This is a genomic window from Pseudomonas sp. 8 R 14, from assembly GCF_900005955.1.
Lineage (GTDB): Bacteria > Pseudomonadota > Gammaproteobacteria > Pseudomonadales > Pseudomonadaceae > Aquipseudomonas > Aquipseudomonas marginalis.
Genome location: NZ_CVTH01000034.1, coordinates 109,177 through 130,715 on the forward strand (window position 1 = coordinate 109,177; position 21,539 = coordinate 130,715).

At 60.3% G+C, this 21,539-nt stretch carries 19 protein-coding genes; 11 read left to right on the plus strand and 8 right to left on the minus strand.

The window, feature by feature from the left end:
* Nucleotides 1-71 precede the first annotated feature (71 nt).
* The 5 genes from lpdA to BFQ01_RS05425 all read left to right on the plus strand — a co-directional run bounded on the left by lpdA (nucleotide 72) and on the right by BFQ01_RS05425 (nucleotide 6,372).
* The gene (gene lpdA, locus BFQ01_RS05405; RefSeq protein WP_065924490.1) at nucleotides 72-1,508 is read left to right on the plus strand and encodes a dihydrolipoyl dehydrogenase; all 1,437 of its coding nucleotides are present in this window, start codon (nucleotides 72-74) and stop codon (nucleotides 1,506-1,508) included.
* A 204-nt stretch (nucleotides 1,509-1,712) separates the two neighbouring features.
* The gene (sucC, locus tag BFQ01_RS05410) at nucleotides 1,713-2,879 is read left to right on the plus strand and encodes an ADP-forming succinate--CoA ligase subunit beta (protein ID WP_003233235.1); all 1,167 of its coding nucleotides are present in this window, start codon (nucleotides 1,713-1,715) and stop codon (nucleotides 2,877-2,879) included.
* Nucleotides 2,879-3,760: a succinate--CoA ligase subunit alpha gene (gene sucD / locus BFQ01_RS05415; RefSeq protein ID WP_003172813.1), complete on the plus strand. Its 882-nt coding sequence runs from the start codon at nucleotides 2,879-2,881 to the stop codon at nucleotides 3,758-3,760. The genes sucC and sucD overlap by 1 nt, the downstream gene beginning before the upstream one ends.
* A 417-nt stretch (nucleotides 3,761-4,177) precedes the next feature.
* Nucleotides 4,178-5,491, plus strand: a complete 1,314-nt coding sequence (brnQ, locus tag BFQ01_RS05420; RefSeq protein ID WP_065924491.1) for a branched-chain amino acid transport system II carrier protein — start codon at nucleotides 4,178-4,180, stop codon at nucleotides 5,489-5,491.
* A 143-nt stretch (nucleotides 5,492-5,634) separates the two neighbouring features.
* Nucleotides 5,635-6,372 (plus strand): DUF599 domain-containing protein, encoded by a 738-nt coding sequence (locus BFQ01_RS05425; protein ID WP_027607062.1) that lies wholly within the window; start codon nucleotides 5,635-5,637, stop codon nucleotides 6,370-6,372.
* Between the two features lie 97 nt (nucleotides 6,373-6,469).
* On the opposite strand, the gene BFQ01_RS05430 is transcribed toward BFQ01_RS05425, so the two are convergent.
* Nucleotides 6,470-6,721, minus strand: coding sequence for a hypothetical protein (locus BFQ01_RS05430; protein WP_010211724.1), 252 nt, complete (start codon nucleotides 6,719-6,721; stop codon nucleotides 6,470-6,472).
* Nucleotides 6,722-6,879: 158 nt separating this feature from the next.
* Here BFQ01_RS05430 and BFQ01_RS05435 point away from each other — a divergent pair, with 158 nt between their 5' ends.
* From BFQ01_RS05435 to BFQ01_RS05450, 4 genes are all read left to right on the plus strand, one after another.
* Entirely contained in the window at nucleotides 6,880-7,356 is a 477-nt protein-coding gene (locus BFQ01_RS05435) for a PaaI family thioesterase (protein WP_065924492.1), read from the plus strand.
* Nucleotides 7,353-7,805 carry a PaaI family thioesterase gene (locus BFQ01_RS05440; RefSeq protein WP_065924493.1) on the plus strand — a complete coding sequence of 151 codons (453 nt, stop codon included), beginning with the start codon at nucleotides 7,353-7,355 and terminating at the stop codon, nucleotides 7,803-7,805. The genes BFQ01_RS05435 and BFQ01_RS05440 overlap by 4 nt, the downstream gene beginning before the upstream one ends.
* An 89-nt stretch (nucleotides 7,806-7,894) precedes the next feature.
* On the plus strand, nucleotides 7,895-9,799 hold the full coding sequence (gene htpG / locus BFQ01_RS05445; protein WP_065924494.1) for a molecular chaperone HtpG: 1,905 nt from the start codon (nucleotides 7,895-7,897) through the stop codon (nucleotides 9,797-9,799).
* 179 nt (nucleotides 9,800-9,978) lie between these two features.
* Complete coding sequence (locus tag BFQ01_RS05450; RefSeq protein WP_065924495.1) at nucleotides 9,979-10,707, plus strand: dienelactone hydrolase family protein; 729 nt, start codon at nucleotides 9,979-9,981, stop codon at nucleotides 10,705-10,707.
* A gap of 46 nt (nucleotides 10,708-10,753) precedes the next feature.
* Here the strand turns inward: BFQ01_RS05450 and BFQ01_RS05455 are convergent, their stop codons facing one another.
* Together BFQ01_RS05455 and BFQ01_RS05460 are read right to left on the minus strand one after the other, a co-directional pair.
* On the minus strand, nucleotides 10,754-11,620 hold the full coding sequence (locus BFQ01_RS05455; RefSeq protein WP_065924496.1) for a pirin family protein: 867 nt from the start codon (nucleotides 11,618-11,620) through the stop codon (nucleotides 10,754-10,756).
* A gap of 64 nt (nucleotides 11,621-11,684) precedes the next feature.
* Complete coding sequence (locus BFQ01_RS05460; protein WP_065924497.1) at nucleotides 11,685-12,101, minus strand: OsmC family protein; 417 nt, start codon at nucleotides 12,099-12,101, stop codon at nucleotides 11,685-11,687.
* Between the two features lie 141 nt (nucleotides 12,102-12,242).
* Here BFQ01_RS05460 and BFQ01_RS05465 point away from each other — a divergent pair, with 141 nt between their 5' ends.
* Nucleotides 12,243-13,265, plus strand: a complete 1,023-nt coding sequence (locus BFQ01_RS05465; RefSeq protein ID WP_065924498.1) for an amidohydrolase family protein — start codon at nucleotides 12,243-12,245, stop codon at nucleotides 13,263-13,265.
* 105 nt (nucleotides 13,266-13,370) lie between these two features.
* Here the strand turns inward: BFQ01_RS05465 and fabB are convergent, their stop codons facing one another.
* The 5 genes from fabB to BFQ01_RS05490 form a co-directional block, all read right to left on the minus strand.
* Nucleotides 13,371-14,591 carry a beta-ketoacyl-ACP synthase I gene (gene fabB / locus BFQ01_RS05470; RefSeq protein WP_027607070.1) on the minus strand — a complete coding sequence of 407 codons (1,221 nt, stop codon included), beginning with the start codon at nucleotides 14,589-14,591 and terminating at the stop codon, nucleotides 13,371-13,373.
* Between the two features lie 11 nt (nucleotides 14,592-14,602).
* Nucleotides 14,603-15,118 carry a 3-hydroxyacyl-[acyl-carrier-protein] dehydratase FabA gene (gene fabA / locus BFQ01_RS05475; protein WP_003210552.1) on the minus strand — a complete coding sequence of 172 codons (516 nt, stop codon included), beginning with the start codon at nucleotides 15,116-15,118 and terminating at the stop codon, nucleotides 14,603-14,605.
* Between the two features lie 249 nt (nucleotides 15,119-15,367).
* The gene (locus tag BFQ01_RS05480; protein WP_065924499.1) at nucleotides 15,368-17,269 is read right to left on the minus strand and encodes an ATP-binding protein; all 1,902 of its coding nucleotides are present in this window, start codon (nucleotides 17,267-17,269) and stop codon (nucleotides 15,368-15,370) included.
* Complete coding sequence (locus BFQ01_RS05485) at nucleotides 17,266-18,195, minus strand: ABC transporter substrate-binding protein (protein WP_065924500.1); 930 nt, start codon at nucleotides 18,193-18,195, stop codon at nucleotides 17,266-17,268. Before BFQ01_RS05485 ends, BFQ01_RS05480 begins: the two co-directional genes overlap by 4 nt.
* Before the next feature lies 1 nt (nucleotide 18,196).
* Entirely contained in the window at nucleotides 18,197-20,317 is a 2,121-nt protein-coding gene (locus BFQ01_RS05490; protein ID WP_323146955.1) for a TonB-dependent receptor plug domain-containing protein, read from the minus strand.
* 195 nt (nucleotides 20,318-20,512) lie between these two features.
* Between BFQ01_RS05490 and BFQ01_RS05495 the strand changes: the two genes are divergently transcribed.
* Nucleotides 20,513-21,538 carry an NAD(P)H-dependent glycerol-3-phosphate dehydrogenase gene (locus tag BFQ01_RS05495; protein WP_065924502.1) on the plus strand — a complete coding sequence of 342 codons (1,026 nt, stop codon included), beginning with the start codon at nucleotides 20,513-20,515 and terminating at the stop codon, nucleotides 21,536-21,538.
* The last annotated feature ends 1 nt before the right edge of the window (nucleotide 21,539 follow it).

A 21,539-nucleotide genomic window follows, 5' to 3' on the forward strand; every position in this document is an offset into this window, starting at 1 on the left:
TTGCCGGATAAGGCAGTTGGGCTTGGGGCTTGCGGCTTGAAAGCTTGCTGCTAAATAGAGGAACTATTTTCATGTCGCAGAAATTTGACGTTGTAGTGATTGGTGCGGGTCCTGGCGGCTACGTTGCCGCCATCAAGGCCGCACAACTGGGCCTCTCGACTGCTTGCATTGAAAAATACACCGACAAGGAAGGCAAACTGGCACTGGGCGGTACTTGCCTGAACGTCGGTTGCATTCCTTCCAAGGCGCTGCTGGACAGCTCCTGGAAATTCCACGAAGCCCAGGACGGCTTCGCGATCCACGGCATCAACCATGCCGGCGTGACCATGGACGTGCCAGCAATGGTCGGCCGTAAAGCCAACATCGTTAAAGGCCTGACTTCCGGCGTTGCGACCTTGTTCAAGGCCAACGGCGTGACTTCCCTGCAAGGCCACGGCAAACTGCTGGCCGGCAAGAAAGTTGAAATCACCAAGCCGGACGGCTCGGTAGAAATCATCGAAGCCGAGAACGTGATCCTGGCCCCAGGTTCGCGTCCAATCGACATTCCACCGGCTCCGGTTGACCAGAACGTGATCGTTGATTCGACCGGCGCCCTGGAATTCCAGGCCGTGCCTAAGCGCCTGGGCGTGATCGGCGCTGGCGTCATCGGCCTGGAACTGGGTTCGGTCTGGTCCCGCCTGGGTTCCGAAGTGACCGTGCTGGAAGCCCTGGACACGTTCCTGCTGGCTGCCGACACCGCGGTGTCCAAAGAAGCGCTGAAAACCCTGACCAAACAAGGTCTGGACATCAAGCTGGGCGCTCGCGTGACCGGCTCTAAGGTTAATGGCGAAGAAGTCGTCGTGACCTACACCGACAAGGATGGCGAACAGACCATCACTTTCGACAAGCTGATCGTGGCCGTTGGTCGCCGTCCAGTGACCACCGACCTGCTGGCTTCCGACAGCGGCGTGAACATCGACGAGCGTGGCTTCATCCACGTTGACGATCACTGCGCTACCACCGTTCCGGGCGTCTACGCCATTGGCGACGTGGTTCGCGGCATGATGCTCGCGCACAAGGCTTCCGAAGAAGGCATCATGGTTGTCGAGCGCATCAAGGGTCACAAGACCCAGATGAACTACGACCTGATCCCATCGGTTATCTACACCCACCCGGAAATTGCATGGGTCGGCAAGAACGAACAGCAGTTGAAAGCTGAAGGCGTTGAAGTTAACGTCGGCACCTTCCCGTTCGCCGCTTCTGGCCGTGCCATGGCAGCCAACGACACCGGTGGTTTTGTCAAAGTCATCGCTGATGCCAAGACTGACCGCGTATTGGGCGTCCACGTGATTGGCCCAGGCGCAGCAGAACTGGTTCAGCAGGGCGCGATCGGTATGGAATTCGGCACCAGTGCCGAGGACATCGGCATGATGGTCTTCTCCCATCCGACCCTGTCCGAAGCGCTGCACGAAGCCGCGTTGGCAGTGAATGGCCATGCCATCCACATCGCCAACAAGAAGAAGCGCTAAGCGAGATAATAAGAAACCACGGCGGAGTTGCCCGTCGTGAGCCTTGCGCGCAAGACTCACCGCGGAATATCCGCTGGACGCAGTCTTGCGCAGCTTTACGGGCCTTGAGCCCCGCAAGTTGCGCAAGCAGCAGTCACAGGTGGCGCGGCACTCATAATGAGCGCAGCGCCGAATGCGCAGTACCTAACGAAGACGGTAAAAAGCATGAATCTTCACGAGTATCAGGGTAAGCAGCTGTTCGCTGAATACGGCCTGCCAGTTTCCAAGGGCTACGCAGTAGACACCCCGGAAGCAGCAGCAGAAGCTTGCGACAAAATCGGCGGCACCGAGTGGGTTGTCAAAGCCCAGGTCCACGCTGGTGGTCGCGGTAAAGCGGGCGGCGTTAAGCTGGTTCGCAGCAAAGAAGACGCCAAGGCCTTCGCACAGCAGTGGCTGGGCAAGCGTCTGGTGACTTACCAGACTGATGCCAATGGCCAGCCAGTCACCAAGATCCTGGTTGAATCGTGCACTGATATCGCTAAAGAGCTGTACCTGGGCGCTGTCGTTGACCGTTCGAGCCGTCGCATCGTGTTCATGGCTTCCACCGAAGGTGGCGTGGACATCGAGAAGATCGCTCACGAAACCCCAGAAAAAATTCTGAAAGCCACTATCGACCCACTGGTTGGCGCCCAGCCATTCCAGGGTCGCGAGCTGGCTTTCCAGCTGGGCCTGGAAGGCAAGCAAGTTGCCCAGTTCGCCAAGATCTTCGTAGGTCTGGCCAAACTGTTCCAGGATCACGATCTGGCCCTGCTGGAAGTGAACCCGCTGGTGATCAAGGCTGACGGCGATCTGCACTGCCTCGACGCCAAGATCAACATCGACGCCAACGCCATGTACCGTCAGCCTAAGCTGAAGACTTTCCACGATCCGTCGCAAGACGATCCGCGCGAAGCGCACGCTGCCAAGTTCGAACTGAACTACGTAGCCCTGGAAGGTAACATCGGTTGCATGGTCAACGGTGCCGGCCTGGCCATGGGTACCATGGACATCGTCAACCTGCATGGCGGCAAACCAGCCAACTTCCTCGACGTGGGCGGTGGTGCTACCAAGGAACGCGTAACCGAAGCCTTCAAGATCATCCTGTCCGACTCCAACGTCGCTGCAGTACTGGTCAACATCTTCGGCGGCATCGTTCGTTGCGACATGATTGCCGAAGGCATCATCGGCGCAGTGAAAGAAGTCGGCGTTAAAATCCCGGTTGTTGTTCGCCTTGAAGGCAACAACGCTGAACTGGGCGCTAAAGTACTGGCAGAAAGCGGTTTGAACATCATCGCGGCTACCAGCCTGACCGACGCTGCTCAACAAGTTGTCAAAGCTGCGGAGGGCAAATAATGAGCGTCCTGATCAATAAAGACACCAAAGTTATCTGCCAGGGTATTACCGGTTCGCAAGGTAGTTTCCACACCCAGCAAGCCATCGAATACGGCACCAAGATGGTTGGCGGCGTAACCCCGGGCAAAGGCGGCACCGAGCACCTGGGCCTGCCAGTGTTCAACACCGTGAAAGACGCTGTAGCTGCCACTGGCGCCACCGCCAGCGTGATCTACGTTCCAGCTCCTTTCTGCAAGGACTCGATCCTGGAAGCGGCATTCGGCGGCATCAAGCTGATCGTGTGCATCACCGAAGGCATTCCTACCCTGGACATGCTGGACGCTAAAGTTAAGTGCGACGAGCTGGGCGTAGTCCTGATCGGCCCTAACTGCCCAGGCGTGATCACTCCAGGCGAATGCAAGATCGGCATCATGCCAGGTCACATTCACTTGCCAGGTAAAGTCGGTATCGTTTCCCGTTCCGGCACCCTGACCTACGAAGCTGTGAAGCAAACTACTGACGCCGGTTTCGGTCAGTCGACTTGCGTCGGCATCGGCGGTGACCCGATCCCGGGCTCCAACTTCATCGATATCCTGAAGCTGTTCCAGGAAGACCCGAAGACCGAAGCGATCGTGATGATCGGTGAGATCGGCGGTTCGGCTGAAGAAGAAGCGGCTGCCTACATCAAGGCACACGTGACCAAGCCGGTTGTTTCCTACATCGCTGGTGTGACTGCCCCTGCGGGCAAGCGCATGGGCCATGCTGGCGCAATCATCTCTGGCGGCAAAGGCACTGCAGACGAGAAATTCGCTGCACTGCAAGACGCAGGCGTTAAAACCGTGCGTTCGCTGGCAGACATCGGCAAGGCCTTGGCCGAGCTGACCGGTTGGGCTGTCAAGTAAGCCTCGCGCTTAGCTGACGCTTTACCAGCAAAGGCCACCTTCGGGTGGCCTTTGTGCATTCTGCAGATTGTTGACGATTCAAATGTGGGAGGGGGCTTGCCCCCGATTGCAGTGCATCAGCCAGCTGATGTGGGACTGACGCACCGCTATCGGGAGCAAGCCCCCTCCCACAATTTTGTTTGTATTGCCAAATTAAGTATGAAAACGCGACATCGAGATGTCGCTTATCGGACAGTACGCCCCGCAACAGTGCGTTTGTCAGGCTAATTCTGTACCCTAGCCGCCTCTTTATGCGTCCGCCTCCCAAAAGGAAGCTGCGCGCTAGACCGGTCGGTGCCCATAAGGGCCGGCAGCATTTCCCTCATCCATAGGGAATCCCTCTCTAAATTCCGATTCAGTAGTGTGGTATTTCCTCAAATGAAAGTGTTGAAAAGCCAGGACATCCTGGCGTTGGGCTTCATGACCTTCGCCCTGTTCGTGGGCGCCGGCAACATCATCTTCCCGCCTATCGTTGGTTTGCAGTCCGGGCCTCATGTCTGGATGGCGGCGCTGGGCTTCCTGATCACCGCCGTTGGCCTGCCGGTGGTCACCGTGATCGCCCTGGCCAAGGTCGGTGGCGGCATGGACGCGCTGAGCAGCCCGATCGGCAAGATCGCCGGTGGCCTGCTCGCGGCGGCGGCGTATCTGGCGGTAGGGCCGCTGTTCGCCACCCCGCGTACCGCGACCGTGTCGTTTGAAGTGGGCCTGGCGCCGCTGACCGGCGAAAGCCCGCTGGCGCTGTTCCTCTACAGCTCGGTGTATTTCCTGGTGGTGTTCTTTGTCTCCTTGTACCCAGGCCGACTGCTGGACACCGTGGGTCGCTTCCTGGCGCCGCTGAAGATCATCGCCCTGGCCATCCTCGGCATTGCCGCGTTTGCCCTGCCGGCAGGTGAGGTGGGTGTCGCCACCCCGGAATACGTCGCCGCACCGTTTTCCCAGGGCTTTATCAATGGCTACCTGACCATGGATACCCTGGGGGCGCTGGTGTTTGGCATTGTGATCGTCAATGCGATCCGTTCCCGTGGTGTCGAATCGCCCAAGCTGATCACCCGCTACGCGATCATTGCCGGGTTGATTGCCGGCGTCGGTTTGGCGCTGGTGTATGTCAGCCTGTTCCGCCTCGGGTCGGGCAGCCATGAAGTCGCTGCCGGCGCTGCCAATGGCGCCGCAGTGCTGCACGCTTATGTTCAGCACACCTTCGGTTCCCTGGGCAGTGGGTTCCTGGCTGTATTGATCTCCCTGGCATGCCTGGTCACTGCCGTCGGCCTGACCTGCGCATGTGCCGAGTACTTCAGCAAAATCCTGCCGCTGTCCTACAAGACCCTGGTAGTGATCCTGGCGCTGTTCTCGCTGTTCGTGTCGAACCTGGGCCTGACCAAGCTGATTGCGTTCTCGATCCCGGTACTCACCGCGATCTACCCGCCGTGCATCGTGCTGGTGGCCTTGAGCTTCTGCAAAGACTTCTGGCAGGAACAGGGCCGTATCGTCGGGCCGGTGATGCTGGTGTCGTTCATCTTTGGTTGCATCGACGCGCTCAAGGGCGCAGGCCTGGCAGGCTGGATGCCTTCGCAGCTGGCGAACCTGCCGCTGAGCGAGCAAGGCCTGGCGTGGCTGGTGCCGTCGGTGATGACGCTGGTTGTGGCGGTCGTCATTGATCGCATGCTGGGTAAGCGCAGCGAAGCCATCGCATAACAAGCGGGTTTCATGCAGTACGGAAATGCCTCGTATCAATCGATACGGGGCATTTTTTTTGAGCGCAAGGCAGTGTCTTTTTCTTTGCGCTAACGTCGAACAGACGCAAAAAGTTTCTCAATCTTCTTTCTGCAAGGACCCGCATGTCGTTCGTCGAAGCCAATCAGATCCACCTGCTTGCCGCCCTCTGGTTCATCCTGTGCTGGGGCGGCTACACCCGTTATGCCACCTGGAAAGCCCGAGACACCGCGTGCCTGGCCAGCGTGCTGCATTTGTATCGCGAGGACTGGATGCGCCGCATGCTGCTGCGTGACAACCGCATCGCCGATGCCAGCGTGATCGGCAACCTGGAGCGTAATGCCTCATTCTTCGCCTCCAGCACCTTGATCATCCTCGCCGGCATTCTCACGGTGCTGGGGGCTTCCGAGCGGGCGGTGTCATTGCTGGCGGACATACCCATGGTGCAGCAGGCCTCCCAGGGCATGTCGGAGATCAAGCTGCTCTGCCTGGCGCTGGTCTTCGTGTATGCCTTCTTCACCTTCAGTTGGTGCATGCGCCAGTACAACTTTGCCGCGGTGCTGGTCGGGTCGGCACCGATGATCGGTGAACGGCATGTGTCGGAGCAGGAGCGCAAGGCGTTTGCCCTGCGTGCGGCGCGGGTGATCTCCATGGCCGCCAACCAGTTCAACTTTGGCCTGCGTTCTTATTACTTCGGCATGACCATGCTGGCGTGGTTCGTCAGCCCCTGGTTGTTCATGTTGATGAGTGCCGGGGTGGTGTTTGTGTTGTATCGCCGGGAGTTTCATTCCGACGTACTGCAAGTGATGGTGTATACGCAGACGGATACACCGATGCCTGAGCCCGCCAAAGAGGAGATTTAATGCGTGACGCGCTGAGTTAAAAACAACAGGCAAAGTAAAGCCCGCTCTATAAGCGGGCTTTCTTTTTATTGCAGCGAAGCTATTTCATGCAGCGGTATCAGGAACCGGTGGCAGGAGTAGCTGGTGCTGCTTCTTTTGCGGCGGCTTCGTTCGATTCAGCCTGAGCTTTGGCAGCATCGGCGTTTTCTTTCGCAGCGTCGTTCACTTTATCCTGAGCTTTCGCCATGTCTTTTTGAGCTTGCTCAGAATGCGCTGCGGCATCTTGGGCTTTGTCTTCGGATTTCTTGTCGCAAGCAGCGAGACCGAGGGCAGCGGCCAACATCATGGAAATAGCTAAAGTCTTACGCATGGGGTGTTTCTCCTTAGTGAAGATATCTACTGGCCTTTCGAGCATGGCCGTTCAGCATTAGTTCCTTTTATTCCACAGATATATAAACAACGACCTCAAAGGAACTTTCGCCCGCACCGTCTATTTCGCCCATCAACACTAATAAGAGTCTGCAACGAATGACCGAAAATCCCTTGTTAGAGCGCGCGACGCGCTTTGTCTCGGCCTTGCGCCATTGTCAGGTGCTGGGTATCAGCGTTCATCATGCCAGCGAGGAGGGCATCACGTTGGCCATGCCTTACGCCCCGCAGTTGGTGGGTGATCCCCAGACCGGCGTGATCCACGGTGGCGCGTTGACATCCTTGATGGATACCGCCTGCGGCATGGCCACCCTGTGTGTCCTGCCGGAGTTCGAGGTGTGCCCGACCCTGGACCTGCGTGTCGACTATATGCATCCCGCCGAGCCGCATAAGCCGGTATATGGTTTCGCCCAATGCTACCGGGTGACCACCGACGTGATCTTCACCCGTGGTTTTGCCTACCAGGACGATCCGCAACAACCCATCGCCCATGTGGTGGGCACTTTCATGCGCATGGGCAAGCGTCTCAAGGGCACCCACGGGTTGGGGCGCGCGATCAAGGGAGAGCAGGCATGACCCATCGATTCAAGACCCGCCTGGAACAGGCTCATCAGCGCGGCAACTACGAGGCGCTGCTGGACCTGATCCCCTACGCCAAACTGATCGGTATCGAATGCACCCGGCTGGGGGATGAATTGCTGTTTCGCCTGCCGGCCCACAAGGACAATATTGGTAACCCCATATTGCCGGCGCTTCACGGCGGGGTGATTGCCGGCTTCATGGAACTGGCAGCGGCGTTGCACCTGCTGGTGTTTACCGGAGCGCCGGGCCTCCCGAAAATCATCGATTTCTCCCTCGATTACCTGCGCGCCGGCCAGTTTCGCGACACTTACGCCAAATGCCAGGTGTGGCGCCAGGGCCGACGGGTGGCGAATGTGGCGATCACCGCCTGGCAAACCACCGCCGCCGAGCCCATCGCCACCGCCCGTGCGCATTTCAAGATCGAGGACGTGGTCCGCCCTTGAAATCCTGCTCTTAGCCCCCAACTTTGATGACAACCCGCCGCCAACCCTTCAGGGCGCGGCCACTGCCATCCAATTGGAGTTTGATGACCATGAGTGTGGAAACTCAAAAGGAAACCCTGGGCTTCCAGACCGAGGTGAAGCAACTGCTGCACCTCATGATCCATTCGCTGTATTCCAACAAGGAAATCTTCCTTCGCGAATTGATCTCGAACGCCTCTGACGCTGTCGACAAATTACGTTTCGAAGCCCTGTCCAAGCCTGAACTGCTGGAAGGCGGCGCGGAACTGAAAATCCGTGTGAGCTTCGACAAAGACGCCAATACCGTCACCCTCGAAGACAACGGTATCGGCATGAGCCGTGAAGATGCGATCACCCACCTGGGGACCATCGCCAAATCCGGTACCGCCGACTTCATGAAAAACCTGTCCGGCGACCAGAAGAAAGATTCGCACCTGATCGGCCAGTTCGGTGTGGGCTTCTACTCGGCCTTCATCGTGGCCGACAAGGTTGAAGTGTTCAGCCGTCGTGCCGGCCTTGACGCCAGCGAAGGCGTGCACTGGGCTTCCAAGGGCGAGGGCGAATTTGAAATCGCCACCATCGACAAGGCTGACCGTGGTACCCGCATCGTCCTGCACCTCAAATCCGGTGAAGACGAGTTCGCCGACGGCTGGCGCCTGCGCAATATCATCAAGAAGTACTCCGACCATATTGCCTTGCCGATCGAGCTGCCGAAAGAACAAGCGGCTGCCGAAGGTGAAGAGAAGCCTGCCCAGGAATGGGAAACCGTCAACCGCGCCAGTGCCCTGTGGACCCGTCCGCGTACCGAGATCAAGGACGAGGAATACCAGGAGTTCTACAAGCATATCGGCCACGACTACGAAAACCCGCTGAGCTGGAGCCATAACAAGGTCGAAGGCAAGCTGGAATACAGCTCGCTGCTCTACGTGCCGACCCGTGCGCCGTTCGACCTGTACCAGCGTGAAGCGCCAAAAGGCCTGAAGCTCTACGTGCAGCGCGTGTTCGTGATGGACCAGGCGGAGTCGTTCCTGCCGCTGTACCTGCGCTTTATCAAGGGTGTGGTCGACTCCAATGACCTGTCGCTGAACGTGTCGCGGGAAATCCTGCAAAAAGACCCGATCATCGATTCCATGAAGTCGGCGCTGACCAAGCGCGTACTCGACATGCTGGAAAAACTGGCGAAGAACGAGCCAGAGCAATACAAGGGTTTCTGGAAAAACTTCGGCCAGGTCATGAAAGAAGGCCCGGCGGAAGATTTTGCCAACAAGGAAAAAATCGCCGGTCTGCTGCGCTTTGCTTCCACCCAGGGTGAAGAGGGCGAGCAGGTGGTGTCCCTGGCCGAGTACCTGGCACGTGCCAAGGAAGGCCAGGACAAGATTTACTACCTCACCGGCGAAACCTACGCACAGGTCAAGAACAGCCCGCACCTGGAAGTCTTCCGTAAGAAAGGCATCGAAGTGCTGCTGCTGACCGACCGTATCGATGAGTGGCTGATGAGCTACCTCAACGAGTTCGACGGCAAATCCTTTGTCGACGTGGCCCGTGGCGACCTGGACCTGGGTAACCTGGACTCCGAGGAAGAGAAGAAAGAAGCCGAGGAGGTCGCCAAGGCCAAAGAAGGCCTGGTTGAGCGGATCAAGGCGTCCCTGGGCGATGCCGTCAGCGAAGTGCGGGTTTCCCACCGTCTGACCGATTCCCCGGCGATCCTGGCCATCGGCGAGCAGGACCTGGGCATGCAGATGCGCCAGATCCTCGAAGCCAGCGGCCAGAAGGTCCCGGACTCCAAGCCGATCTTCGAATTCAACCCGGCTCACCCGTTGATCGAGAAACTCGACGGCGAGCAGAGCGAAGAGCGCTTTGGCGACCTGTCCCACATCCTTTTCGACCAGGCGGCCCTGGCCGCTGGCGACAGCCTCAAGGACCCGGCCGCCTACGTGCGCCGACTGAACAAGCTGTTGGTTGAACTGTCGGTTTGATACCGTTGTAGAAAAACCCGCTTCGGCGGGTTTTTTCGTTTGTAGGAGCGAGCTTGCTCGCGAAAAAACTGCGGGCGGCGCTGGGTGTCAGGTTGCCCGCGTGATCGTTGAGGTTCTTCGCGAGCAAGCTCGCACCTACAGCCTATTTCCGTTCTAGTGATCTTCAACTGGAGAAAATGATGAGCCAAGTCACTGTGCGTTCCGTGGTCTATCAGATTGATGGCCAGTCTTATGAAAGCCGCCTGGCGTTCGATGCCAGCCAAAAGAACCCGCTGCCCGGCCTGCTGATGGCGCCGAACTGGATGGGGGTGAGTGCGGGTGCCGAGGAGATCGCCAAGAGCGTTGCCGCCAAGGGCTACGTGGTGCTGATCGCCGACCTCTACGGGCAAACCGTGCGCCCGTCGAATGGCGATGAAGCCGGCGCCGCAATGATGCCGTTGAAGAATGATCGCCCGTTGCTGAACAAACGCATGCAGGCTGCCCTTGAGCAGCTGCAGGGCCAGACCGAAGCGGCAGTGGACACCTCGAAGCTGGCCACCTTTGGTTTCTGCTTCGGCGGTTGCTGCTCCCTGGAGCTGGCACGTACCGGTGCGCCATTGAAGGCTGCCGTATCGTTCCACGGTACCCTCGACACGCCGAACCCGGCAGACGCGAAAAACATCAAGGGTCCAGTGCTGGTACTGCACGGTGCTTCCGACCCGTTGGTGCCGAAAGAGCAACTGCCGGCGTTCGAAGATGAAATGAACGCGGCCGGCGTGGATTGGCAATTGCTGAGTTACGGCGGTGCGGTGCATTCCTTCACTGACCCGGATGCCAATGTGCCGGGCAAGATGATGTATGACGCCAAGACCGCTGCACGGGCGTTCCGGTCGATGCATAACTTGCTGGATGAAGTGTTCAAGGGCTGAATCTTCAGCGCCTGTTCCGGCGTCATCGGGGGCTTGCCCCCGATAGCTATCTCACCGGCAACTCAATTCTTTCAGTTTCACCCGGCACCGTCGGCCAATCCCCAGCGGCCCAGCGTTGCCTGGCCTGCTCGATCTTCAACGGATCGCTCGCGACAAAATTCCAATTGATCCGCCGTGGCCCATCCAGCGGTGCTCCGCCAAACACCACCAACTGGCAATCGCTCTCGGCGAACAGGGTCATTGCCTGCCCGGCCGGCAATACCACCAGGCTGTGCACCTCAAGCCGCTCACCCTCCAACTGGGCTTCACCCTCCAGCACATACACCGCGCGTTCCTCGTGCTCGTCAGGAATCAGCAGGGTCGTGGCCGTTTGCATGTGTACATCTGCATACAACGTAGGCGACAGCACCGGCACCGGTGATTTGAGGCAGAAGCCACTGCCGGCGATCAGGCGAATCCGCACGCCTAGGTTGTCACTCACCGGCAGGCTCGCTGCAGGGTGATGGCTGTAGTGTCCCGGCCCCGCTTCGTGGTCCTTGGGCGACGCCAGCCACACTTGCAGGCCATGCATGCTGAAACCGTGGGCCTTGAGTGCCTCGGGTGTGCGCTCGACATGGGCGATTGCACCGCCTGCAGTCATCCAGCTGACATCACCGGCCTCTACCACTTGATCCGACCCCAGGCTGTCCTTGTGCTGCAGTGCGCCTTCGAACAGATAGGTGAGGGTGGACAGGCCGATATGCGGGTGCTGGCGGATGTTCATGCCGCTGCCCGGTGCATAGCGGGTAGGCAGCACATGGTCGAAAAACACAAAGGGCCCGACGCTGCGACATTCCCGCGAGGGCAGCGGGCGCAGGATCGGCTGGCCTTCGACATCTTCGGGGCGTGGGCGGATCACGGTGAGGGTGGTCATGGTGCGTCCCAGTCTGAGCGGGTTGTAGGGTAATGAGCATAACCCGCTCGACGGGAGGTTGCCGCTATTGGCTGAACGCGCCTTCAGAGAGGCGGGTTTCGATGGTGACCTCGGCGGTGGTCATCAGCTTGTGTACCGGGCAGCGATCGGCCACACGGTGCAGCTCGTCGCGCTGTTCGTCGGTGAGTACGCCCTTGAGCGTCAGCTTGACGTTGAGCCTGTATTTGCCCTTTTGCTCTTCGCTGGCGTCGTGGGTGACTTCCACGGTCACGCCGGTCAGGGGGATGTCTTTTTTCTGGGCATAGAGCTTGACGGTCAGCGCCTTGCACGATGCCAGCGCGGCGTCGAAGTAATCGTGGGGGGAGGGCGCCGAGTCGTCACCACCCAGGCTCTTGGGCAGGTCGGTAAACAGCTCGTGGTTATTGATATTGACGCTGTGGCGGAAGTTGTCGGCGTTCAGCGTATTGACGGTAACAGGCATGGCAAACCTCACGGGGTGGCAGAAGGAAGGTCATGCAGTTATAGAGCATGCTGGCACGGGGGTGTTCCACATTTTTTTGCCGGCTGAACCCCGGTACGACACGCAAGGTCTACCGGTATTCGCCCTTATCGAGGTTATACCGTGCCCTGGACCCGCTTGAGTCTCGCCCTGTTGCTCGCCGCCAACAGTCTTGCCGCGCAGGCTCGCGACTATGCCTACAGCGATGCCCACCTGCATTACGTGGATTTCTTCCAGGAAACGGCGGGGATGGACACGTTGCTCAAGGCGATGGCAGAAAATCGCATCGAGCATGTCATGATTTCCGGCATTCCCGTCGCAAAGAAATGGCACGAAGACGAGCCCAAGCGCCCGCGCTACTACACCGGTGATGACGCGGATGCCTATTGGTACAGCGCCACGGACGTGATTGTTGCCGCAGCGGTAAATAAACTGACACCTGAACAGCGCCAGCACTTTCATCCATTTCTGTCCGGCTTCAACCCCAATGACAAGAATTCGGATGCCCATATCCAGCGCATGCTCGACCTCAACCCGGGGCTGTGGCAGGGCATCGGTGAAGTGTTTACCCGTCACGACGACCTTACCGCCCTCACATCGGGGGATACCCCGCGCGCCAACAACGAGGCCATGACGCGCATCTATCACCTGGCGGCGGAAAACGACTTGCCGGTGATGCTGCACTCCAACATCACCTCCAAGCGCGAGCGTAACCCGCTGTACCTCGCCGAAGTGGAAGAGCCGCTGCGCAACCACCCGCACACCCGCTTTATCTGGGCTCACGCCGGCACCAGCAAGGAAATTCACCGCCACCAGGTGCAAATGGACTTTTTGCTGCCCACCTTGAACCGTATGCTCGAGGCTTACCCCAACCTGTATATCGACCTGTCCTGGAGCATGCTCACGCCGTACTTGCTGGATGATGGGGGCAAGCCTCGGCCGGAGTGGGTAACGCTGGTGGAGCGCTTCCCGGAGCGCTTTATGCTGGGTTCGGATGTCGTCGGGCGTTTCAACAAGCTGGGTGAGGAAATGCACCGCTTTGATGTCTTCCTGGATGCATTGCCTGAAGACGTTGCCCGCAAAGTGGCGAGGGACAACTTCCTGGCCATCCTGCCTAAACCTCGCGGCGATGAGGGTGCGCGTTGATATTGCGTTTTCGTCTCACGCAACTGCGGTTACGGTCTCAAATCCCGTCGCCCATAAAAAAGCCCCGAACCAGTCGGGGCTTTTCATGTGATCAACCTGCGGGGCTCACTTACCCTGCCAGCGTTTCAGCACCAGGGTGGCGTTAGTGCCACCGAAGCCGAAGCTGTTGCTCATCACGGTGTCGACTTTGACGTTTTCAACCGTCTTGGTCAGGATCGGCATATCGGCGACGACCGGGTCGATCTCGTCGATGTTGGCCGAACCGGCCATGAAGTTGCCTTCCATCATCAGCAGGCAGTAGATCGCTTCGTGGACGCCGGCGGCGCCCAGGGAGTGACCCGACAGGCTCTTGGTGGAGCTGATGGCTGGGGCTTTGTCGCCGAATACCGCGCGTACACCTTCCATTTCCTTGGCGTCGCCGACCGGAGTCGAGGTGCCGTGGGTGTTCAGGTAGTCGATCGGGGTATCCACGGTGGACATGGCCATCTGCATGCAACGGATGGCGCCTTCACCGCTTGGCGCAACCATGTCGTAGCCATCGGAAGTGGCGCCGTAGCCGACGATTTCCGCGTAGATCTTGGCGCCACGGGCCAGGGCGTGCTCCAGCTCCTCGACCACCACCATGCCGCCACCGCCGGCGATGACGAAACCGTCACGCTTGGCATCGTAGGCGCGGGAGGCCTTTTCCGGGGTTTCGTTGTACTGGGTGGACAGGGCGCCCATGGCGTCGAACAGGAACGACTGGCTCCAATGTTCTTCTTCGCCGCCGCCGGCGAACACGATGTCCTGCTTGCCCAGTTGGATCTGCTCGACGGCGGTACCGATGCAGTGTGCACTGGTGGCGCATGCGGAGGAGATCGAGTAGTTCACGCCCTTGATCTGGAACGGCGTGGCCAGGCAGGCCGAAACGGTGCTGCCCATGGTCCGCGTGACACGGTACGGGCCAACGCGCTTCACGCCTTTTTCGCGCAGGATGTCCAGCGCTTCCATCTGGTTGAGGGTCGATGCGCCGCCGGAGCCGGCGATCAGGCCGGTGCGTACGTTCGATACCTGGTCTTCGCTCAGGCCGGAGTCGGCGATGGCGTCTTTCATGGCCAGGTAGGCATAGGCGGCAGCGTGGCCCACGAAGCGATAGATCTTGCGATCGATCAGTTCTTCGAGGGGCAGGTCGATGGAGCCGGAAACCTGGCTACGCAGACCCATTTCGGCATATTCCGGGTTGAAGCGGATGCCAGGGCGACTTGCACGCAGGTTAGCGGTGACGGTCTCTTTGTCATTGCCCAGGCAAGAAACGATGCCCAGACCAGTGATAACGACGCGGCGCATGCGGATAACCCTTAAAAGTTGTCAGTGGAAGTAAATACGCCGACCCGAAGGCCTTCGGCAGTATAGATCTCGCGACCGTCGACAGTCACCGAACCGTCGGCGATGGCCAGGTTCAGCTTGCCCTTGAGGACGCGCTTGATTTGAATGTTGTAGGTGACTTTCTTGGCGGTCGGCAGGACCTGGCCGAAGAACTTCACTTCGCCCGAACCCAGGGCGCGGCCACGGCCTGGCAGGCCTTGCCAGCCCAGGTAGAAGCCGACCAGTTGCCACATGGCGTCGAGGCCCAGGCAGCCAGGCATGACAGGGTCACCTTCGAAGTGACAGGCGAAGAACCACAGGTCCGGGGTGATATCCAGCTCGGCGACCAATTCACCTTTGCCGTACTTGCCACCCTCTTCGCTGATATGGGTGATGCGATCCACCATCAGCATGTTCGGGGCGGGCAGTTGCGCGTTACCTGGGCCGAACAGCTCACCGCGACTGCAGCGCAGCAGGTCTTCCCGAGTAAAGGCGTTTTGTTTGGTCATGCGAGCTCCTCAATAATCCCATGCGGCAGGGTAGGGCAAATCTTCCCGAACCGAATGAAGCGTTCATGCCTCATGTCGGCAGCCTACACATAGACTATTGCGTTGTAGTGAAAGTCACAGCGGCAAGGTACTGAATGTACACTTGTTCACTGAAATTTTAAACCGAGCCTGTTTATGGGCCCGTTCGGGTGCCTAAGACTGCCGCACTTTCGTCTTTCACGCCAGTCGGAGTTGGCTAGTGGCGCGCCGCTATTGCACCCAGCGCTGCAGGATTTGCTGCAGATCCGTGCGTTTGAACGGCTTGGCCAGGTAATCGTTCATTCCAGCCGCAAGGCAGGCTTCCCGGTCGCCCTGCAAGGCGTTGGCCGTCAGGGCGATGATCGGCAGGTCGGCGCAGCCGGGCAGTTGGCGAATCTGCCGGGTGGCTTCATAACCGTCGATCAAGGGCAGGCGACAATCCATCAGGATCGCGGTGAATATCAGGCTCTCGGCACTGCGGATCGCCTCGGCGCCATCGGTGGCCAGGCTGACTTCAAAGCCCAGGCTGCGCAGCATGGCTTCGACCACGGCGCGGTTGACCGGATTGTCCTCCACCAGCAACACATTGCGACCCTCGCCGGCGCTGTGCTTGCCCTCGGCATCCAGGGCGATCGACGGCTGGCTGTGGGGGTCGATGGCCAGCGGGATTTCCAGGGTAAACACCGAGCCACGGCCTTCTTCGCTCTGCGCGCGCAGCGTGCCACCCATGCGTTCGGCCAGGGTACGGGCGATGGGCAGCCCGAGACCGGTACCGCCGTAACGTCTTGAAATGGAACTGTCGGCCTGCTGGAACGCATCGAACATCAATTCCAGGCGCTCGGCGGAAATCCCGATGCCGCTGTCACGCACGGTGCAGGTGAACCACACCAACTCATGGTCGAGCACCTGCCAATGGGGCTCGACGCTGACGGTGCCGTATTCGGTGAACTTCAAGGCATTGCCGATCAGGTTCACCAGGATCTGGCGGATCCGCGTCGGATCGCCCTGTACCCGCAGTGCGTCCATGCCGGGCGGGATCGGCAGCTTGAGCGCCAGCCCGCGCTGCTGGGCGCTGTGCTGGAAGGCCTGGGCGCAACTGTTGATCAGGTCGGCCAGGTTGAAGGGGATATGTTCCAGCTCCAGGGCCGCGCGTTCGATGCGCGAGAAGTCGAGAATGTCGTTGATCACCTTGAGCAAATGCTCGGTGGATTCGGAGGCCAGCGCCGCGTATTCGGTCTGTTCCTCGGTCATGTCGGTGGTTTCCAGCAGTTGTAGCATGCCCAGTACACCGTTCATCGGCGTGCGCAGTTCGTGGCTCATCATGGCTAGGAAGTCTGACTTGGCGTTGTTGGCCCGTTCGGCCTCTTCGCGGGTCTGGATCAACTGGGCCATGGCCTGCTGTTGTTCGCGGCTGGCCTGGTTGAGGCCTTCGGCGAGGTTGTTGATATGCCGCGACAGGTCGCCCAGCTCCGAGTCATCCACAATCGGCAGCGGCGTCTTGTAGTCGCCCTGCTGGATGGCCTTGACCGCATTGCCCATGGCGCTGATCGGTTGCGACAGGCTCGCCGCCAGGCGCCGGGCGAGCAGGAACGTAAACAGCAGGGCGAACAGCGCGAGGATACCGGCCTTGAACAGGATCTCCTGCTGGCGCTGGCTGAAGGCGTCATTGGACATGCCGACGATCACCCGGCCCAGATAGTCCGCGCGGGGGGCCTTGGGTTCGTTAAGGTTGTCCTGGAAAAAGTCGTTGCCCAACTGGATATGCTGCAGGCGGATCGGCGCCTGGAACACTTTGACCGACAGCGCGCGGTCGTGTTTCTCCGCGGGTTGCTCGACGTACACCAGGATATTTTCGCTGCTGTCCTGAATCTCCAGGAAGCGCACATGGGGCGTGGCCAGCGTGGCGCGCAGCAGGCTGTCGAGCACATCGTTGTTGCCCGAGATCACCCCATATTCGGTGGCGGGTGCCAGTTGGTTGGCGATCAATTGGCCGGTGTGGTCCAGTTCCTGGCGCAGGTCCTGGATACGCACGAAGGTGAAGAAGCTGATCAACAGCAACGTCAGCAACAGCGCCGGGCCCAGGGTTATGAGCTGGGTGCGGGTATTGATGTCCCAACGACGACGCAAGGTCATGGGCGTTTTTCTCCTTCGGCCATTCGGGCGGCGACGCTGGCTTCGTCCACCTGTTCGATGCCCAGTGAGCGTGCGACCTGCGCGTTGCCCACGACTTTGAAGTGGTCGGGGTACAGCGCGCGTGGCCAAGCGGCCGGCGGCTGGTCGAGCAAACGATCGAGTACCGCCAGCCAATCTTCCTGGTCGCTGTAGGTGCTGGCGAGGCTGCCGGCGCGCACAAACCCTGCATTGGGCCCGAACAGCGGCAATTGCTGGGCGTAGCTGCTCAGCAGCAGGTTTTTAGCGGTCTTCGGGTTGTACAGCTGCGGGTCATCGAGGCCGAGCAGCACGTCGCTGTTCCTGAACAGGGTTTGCAGCGGACGACTGTCGTTAGTGTTGTCCCAGCGCTGCGGCACGATCTCCAGCTCCAGGGCCGCCGCATGCTGGCGCAATTCGGGCAGCAGGAATTCGCTGTCGGTGCCGTAGAGCACGCCGATGCGCCGTGCCTGGGGCAGGACGCTGCTGATCAGGCGCAGCTGCCGCTCCAGCGGCGGGTCGCTCCACAACAGGCTGACCCGCGCGTGCCGTGAGGCCTCCGGGCGCTGATGGGCTTGGAGCCGACTGATACGCAGCACCAGCGTCGGCGGCCCTTGAGTATCCCGCAGGCGCCAGTCGAGGCCGGGCAGGTCGAGCAGGATCAGGCGCGTGCCGGCGGGCAGGTGGCTGGGTGCCGGCAAGGCCGCAAGGGACGTGAAGGTGACGCGGTCTTCGGGGCGTTGCCGGGCCAGCGCCTGGGTAAAGGCCTGCACCCCGGCGCCGTCTTCGGCGGCGGTCAGCAGGATCTCGGCGCTCCACGCCGGTGCGCACAGCAACAGGCCGGCCAGCAGCCCGGCAAGTTGCCGCAGCCTATAGATAAAGAAGAAGGTCATCCGTGACGAGTCGCCCATGTCAGAACTCCAGCTCCGCGCTGAAGTAGAGTACGTGACGATGGTCGTAAGTGTTGTCGGCCCAGGTGGTGGGCTGGTTATCGAGGCGTTGTTGCAACATGCCGGCCAGCTCCACGTTGGCTTTGCCCAGGGCAATGCGCTTGGCCACCCGCAGGTCGACCCGTTCGAAACGATATTGGTTGAGTGCGTCGTCGCCATAGTAGAACAGCGCGCTGGACCAACCTTGGCCCCATTCGCGCAACCAGCCGGCCGAGCCACTGTTACGCGCGGTCTGCGCTTTGTCCAGTGGGTTGCTGGTGGTGGCGTCGACATACGCGTAAGTCAGCCGCAGGCGGTCGGCGTTGCTCACGCGCCAGTCGAACTGGGACTCGGCGCCGGTGAAGCGTGAGCTGTTGGCGTTGCTGGCAATGTACTGGTTATTGCGCAGCGGCGAGCTGATCATGTCGGTGATTTCGTCGTAGAACACCTTCACGTCCATGTTCAGCCCGATGTCGGCAAAGAAGCCGTTGTAGCCCAGTTCCCGCGAGCGCATCAGTTCTTTGTCGAGGTTGCCCGGGCCCCGCGTCTTCACGAAGTACTGTCCGGAACTCTGCCCATAGGTCGGTGAGCTGAGGTTGGTGACGCGGTAGCTCCAGTTGACATTGTTCTCGAACATGTCCGGCGAACGGATGGCTTCCGAGTACACCGCGCGCAAGCCGTGGCGCGGGTTGATCAAATAGTTGACCGCCACCCTTGGCGTCAGCGAATGGCCGCTCAGGTGCGTGTCTTCGAACATGGCGCCGCCTTGCAGCAGCCAATGTTCACTGGCGCGCCATTCCAACTGGCCGAACAGGCGCCAGGTGGTGTCGTCCAGGGTGCCGTTGAAGTAGGTATCGGAGTCGGCGCGGTCGTAGCGGTAATTCATGCCGCTGACCAGGCGCAGGCTGTCGGACAGGCTGAGGGTGTCCTGGATTTCCACATCGTAGCGGCTTTCGCGGGTGCTCTGGTCGATGTCGCCGCATACGCTCTGGTTGGCGCCGTTGCGCCACTGGTCCAGTACCTGGTTGGCCAAGGCTTGTTCGGCGGCGCTGCCCGGTGGTGCGGTGCCCTGGCTGTAGGTGTCCATATGCCGGGCCAGCCGTTCGGCATAGTTGGGGTTGAGCTGCCACAACTGGGTCAGCTCGGGGCTGAACGAGACCTTGGCGTCACAGGCCTTCCAGATTTGCCGGCGGTCCCACTGCTGGGCCGAGCCTTGGATATACAGGCTGTGTTCTGGGTTGAAATCAAAGTTCCAGCGCAGGGAACCGGCGTAGTCCTTGGCCGTGACATCGGAATTGTCGCCGCCCTCGGTAATCCCGGCGAATACGGGGGTGTAGGTGTAAGGGCGCTGGTTGGTGCCTTCCTTGGCATTCAGTTGCCAGTCGATACTCTGTTGCGCGTTCAAGGTCTGGCTCACTGCCAGGCTGAAGCGGTTGAGGCGACGGCCGTCTCGGCGGTCGGCGCCAACGGCATCGCTGTCAAAGCCATCGTCCTGTTGCCCGGACAGCGACAGGCGCAGATCGCCGGTTTCCCAGCCCACGCCCTGGCTGGCATAAAAGTCATTGATACCGCGCTCACCGCGAATCACCTTCACCCGTGAGCCATGGCTGTTGGCCGGTGAGCGCGTGAGGATATTGACCACCGCCATCAAGGCATTCGCCCCGTAGCTGACGGTGTTGGGGCCGCGGAAGACCTCGATGCGCTCGATGTCTTCCATCGCCACCGGAATGTCGCTCCAGTCCACCGTGGCCAGGCCGGCGCGGTACACCGAACGCCCGTCGATCAACACCTGCATGCGTCGCGCATCGCTGGCGCTGGTGCCGTGGTAGTTCACCGCCGCCTGGTTGCCGGTGGTGTAGCCGACCATCATCCCCGGCACCAGGCGCAGCAGCTCGCTGATATCCCTTGCGCCGCTGGCCTTGATCAACTCGCTGTCGATCACGGTCATGCTGCCCGGCACGGCGGCGGCCGATTGCTTGAGGCGCGTGGCGGTCAAGACCTGCGGCAGCGGCTGGCTGTCGAGGAACAGGTCGTCAGCCAGCGCAGGTGCACTGCACAACAGCATAAGCAGTAGAGATGAACGGGAAGGAGGGCCCAAATACACGACATGGCCTTGATAGTGACGGATAGCCGTCCATGTTAACCGAGGCGAGGCTATTTGCCAGTCGCCGCCCTTGCAATTCCGTCCCACAGGCGTGGCATTTCCCGACAGGCCCACGATTTGATACGGGGGCTGGCCGCAAGCGGGTCGCCCCGTATAATGCCGCCATCGCCACTGGTATGGATTAACGGATTGCATATGACTGAACAGCGCCCTATTGCGGTCCTGGGAGGCGGAAGTTTTGGTACCGCCGTGGCTAACCTGCTGGCCGAGAACGGTCATGCGGTGCGCCAGTGGATGCGCGATCCCGAGCAGGCCGAGGCCATTCGCGTACACCGCGAAAACCCGCGTTACCTTAAAGGCATCAAGATTCATCCGGCGGTCGAGCCGGTCACCGACCTGTTGGCCACCCTGGCGGACTGCGACCTGTGCTTTGTTGCGCTGCCTTCCAGCGCCTTGCGCGCGGTGCTGGCGCCCCATGCCGAGCGCCTGGCGGGCAAGCTGCTGGTCAGCCTGACCAAGGGCATCGAGGCGCAGACCTTCAAGTTGATGAGCGAAATCCTCGCCGAGATCGCCCCCCAGGCGCGCATTGGCGTGCTGTCCGGGCCGAACCTGGCGCGGGAAGTCGCCGAGCACGCGCTGACCGCCACGGTGATCGCCAGCGAGGATGAGGCGTTGTGCGAGCGCGTCCAGGCGGTGCTGCATGGCCGGACCTTCCGCGTGTACGCCAGTGGCGACCGCTTTGGCGTGGAACTGGGCGGGGCGCTGAAAAACGTCTACGCGATCATCGCCGGCATGGCGGTGGCGCTGGGCATGGGCGAAAACACCAAGAGCATGCTGATTACCCGTGCCCTGGCGGAAATGACCCGCTTCGCGGTGAACCAGGGCGCCAACCCCATGACCTTCCTGGGCCTGGCCGGCGTGGGCGACTTGATCGTCACCTGCTCGTCGCCGAAAAGCCGCAACTACCAGGTGGGTTTCGCCCTGGGCCAGGGCCTGAGCCTGGAAGACGCGGTGACGCGCCTGGGTGAAGTGGCCGAAGGGGTCAACACCCTCAAAGTGCTCAAGGCCAAGGCCCAGGAAGTCGGTGTGTACATGCCGCTGGTCGCCGGGCTGCACGCGATCCTGTTTGAAGGGCGCACCTTGAACCAGGTCATCGAGTTGCTGATGCGGGCCGAGCCCAAAACCGACGTCGACTTTATTTCCACCAGTGGTTTCAACTGAG

Excerpts from the sequence above, each read along its gene's own strand:
- fabB (WP_027607070.1), bottom strand. The coding sequence starts at position 14,591 with ATGCGCCGCGTCGTTATCACTGGTCTGGGCATCGTTTCTTGCCTGGGC.
- BFQ01_RS05495 (WP_065924502.1), top strand. The coding sequence starts at position 20,513 with ATGACTGAACAGCGCCCTATTGCGGTCCTGGGAGGCGGAAGTTTTGGT.
- BFQ01_RS05485 (WP_065924500.1), bottom strand. The coding sequence starts at position 18,195 with ATGGGCGACTCGTCACGGATGACCTTCTTCTTTATCTATAGGCTGCGG.
- BFQ01_RS05435 (WP_065924492.1), top strand. The coding sequence starts at position 6,880 with ATGACCGAAAATCCCTTGTTAGAGCGCGCGACGCGCTTTGTCTCGGCC.
- BFQ01_RS05455 (WP_065924496.1), bottom strand. The coding sequence starts at position 11,620 with ATGACCACCCTCACCGTGATCCGCCCACGCCCCGAAGATGTCGAAGGC.
- BFQ01_RS05440 (WP_065924493.1), top strand. The coding sequence starts at position 7,353 with ATGACCCATCGATTCAAGACCCGCCTGGAACAGGCTCATCAGCGCGGC.
- htpG (WP_065924494.1), top strand. The coding sequence starts at position 7,895 with ATGAGTGTGGAAACTCAAAAGGAAACCCTGGGCTTCCAGACCGAGGTG.
- BFQ01_RS05480 (WP_065924499.1), bottom strand. The coding sequence starts at position 17,269 with ATGACCTTGCGTCGTCGTTGGGACATCAATACCCGCACCCAGCTCATA.
- sucC (WP_003233235.1), top strand. The coding sequence starts at position 1,713 with ATGAATCTTCACGAGTATCAGGGTAAGCAGCTGTTCGCTGAATACGGC.
- BFQ01_RS05430 (WP_010211724.1), bottom strand. The coding sequence starts at position 6,721 with ATGCGTAAGACTTTAGCTATTTCCATGATGTTGGCCGCTGCCCTCGGT.
- fabA (WP_003210552.1), bottom strand. The coding sequence starts at position 15,118 with ATGACCAAACAAAACGCCTTTACTCGGGAAGACCTGCTGCGCTGCAGT.
- BFQ01_RS05460 (WP_065924497.1), bottom strand. The coding sequence starts at position 12,101 with ATGCCTGTTACCGTCAATACGCTGAACGCCGACAACTTCCGCCACAGC.
- brnQ (WP_065924491.1), top strand. The coding sequence starts at position 4,178 with ATGAAAGTGTTGAAAAGCCAGGACATCCTGGCGTTGGGCTTCATGACC.
- lpdA (WP_065924490.1), top strand. The coding sequence starts at position 72 with ATGTCGCAGAAATTTGACGTTGTAGTGATTGGTGCGGGTCCTGGCGGC.
- sucD (WP_003172813.1), top strand. The coding sequence starts at position 2,879 with ATGAGCGTCCTGATCAATAAAGACACCAAAGTTATCTGCCAGGGTATT.
- BFQ01_RS05425 (WP_027607062.1), top strand. The coding sequence starts at position 5,635 with ATGTCGTTCGTCGAAGCCAATCAGATCCACCTGCTTGCCGCCCTCTGG.
- BFQ01_RS05450 (WP_065924495.1), top strand. The coding sequence starts at position 9,979 with ATGAGCCAAGTCACTGTGCGTTCCGTGGTCTATCAGATTGATGGCCAG.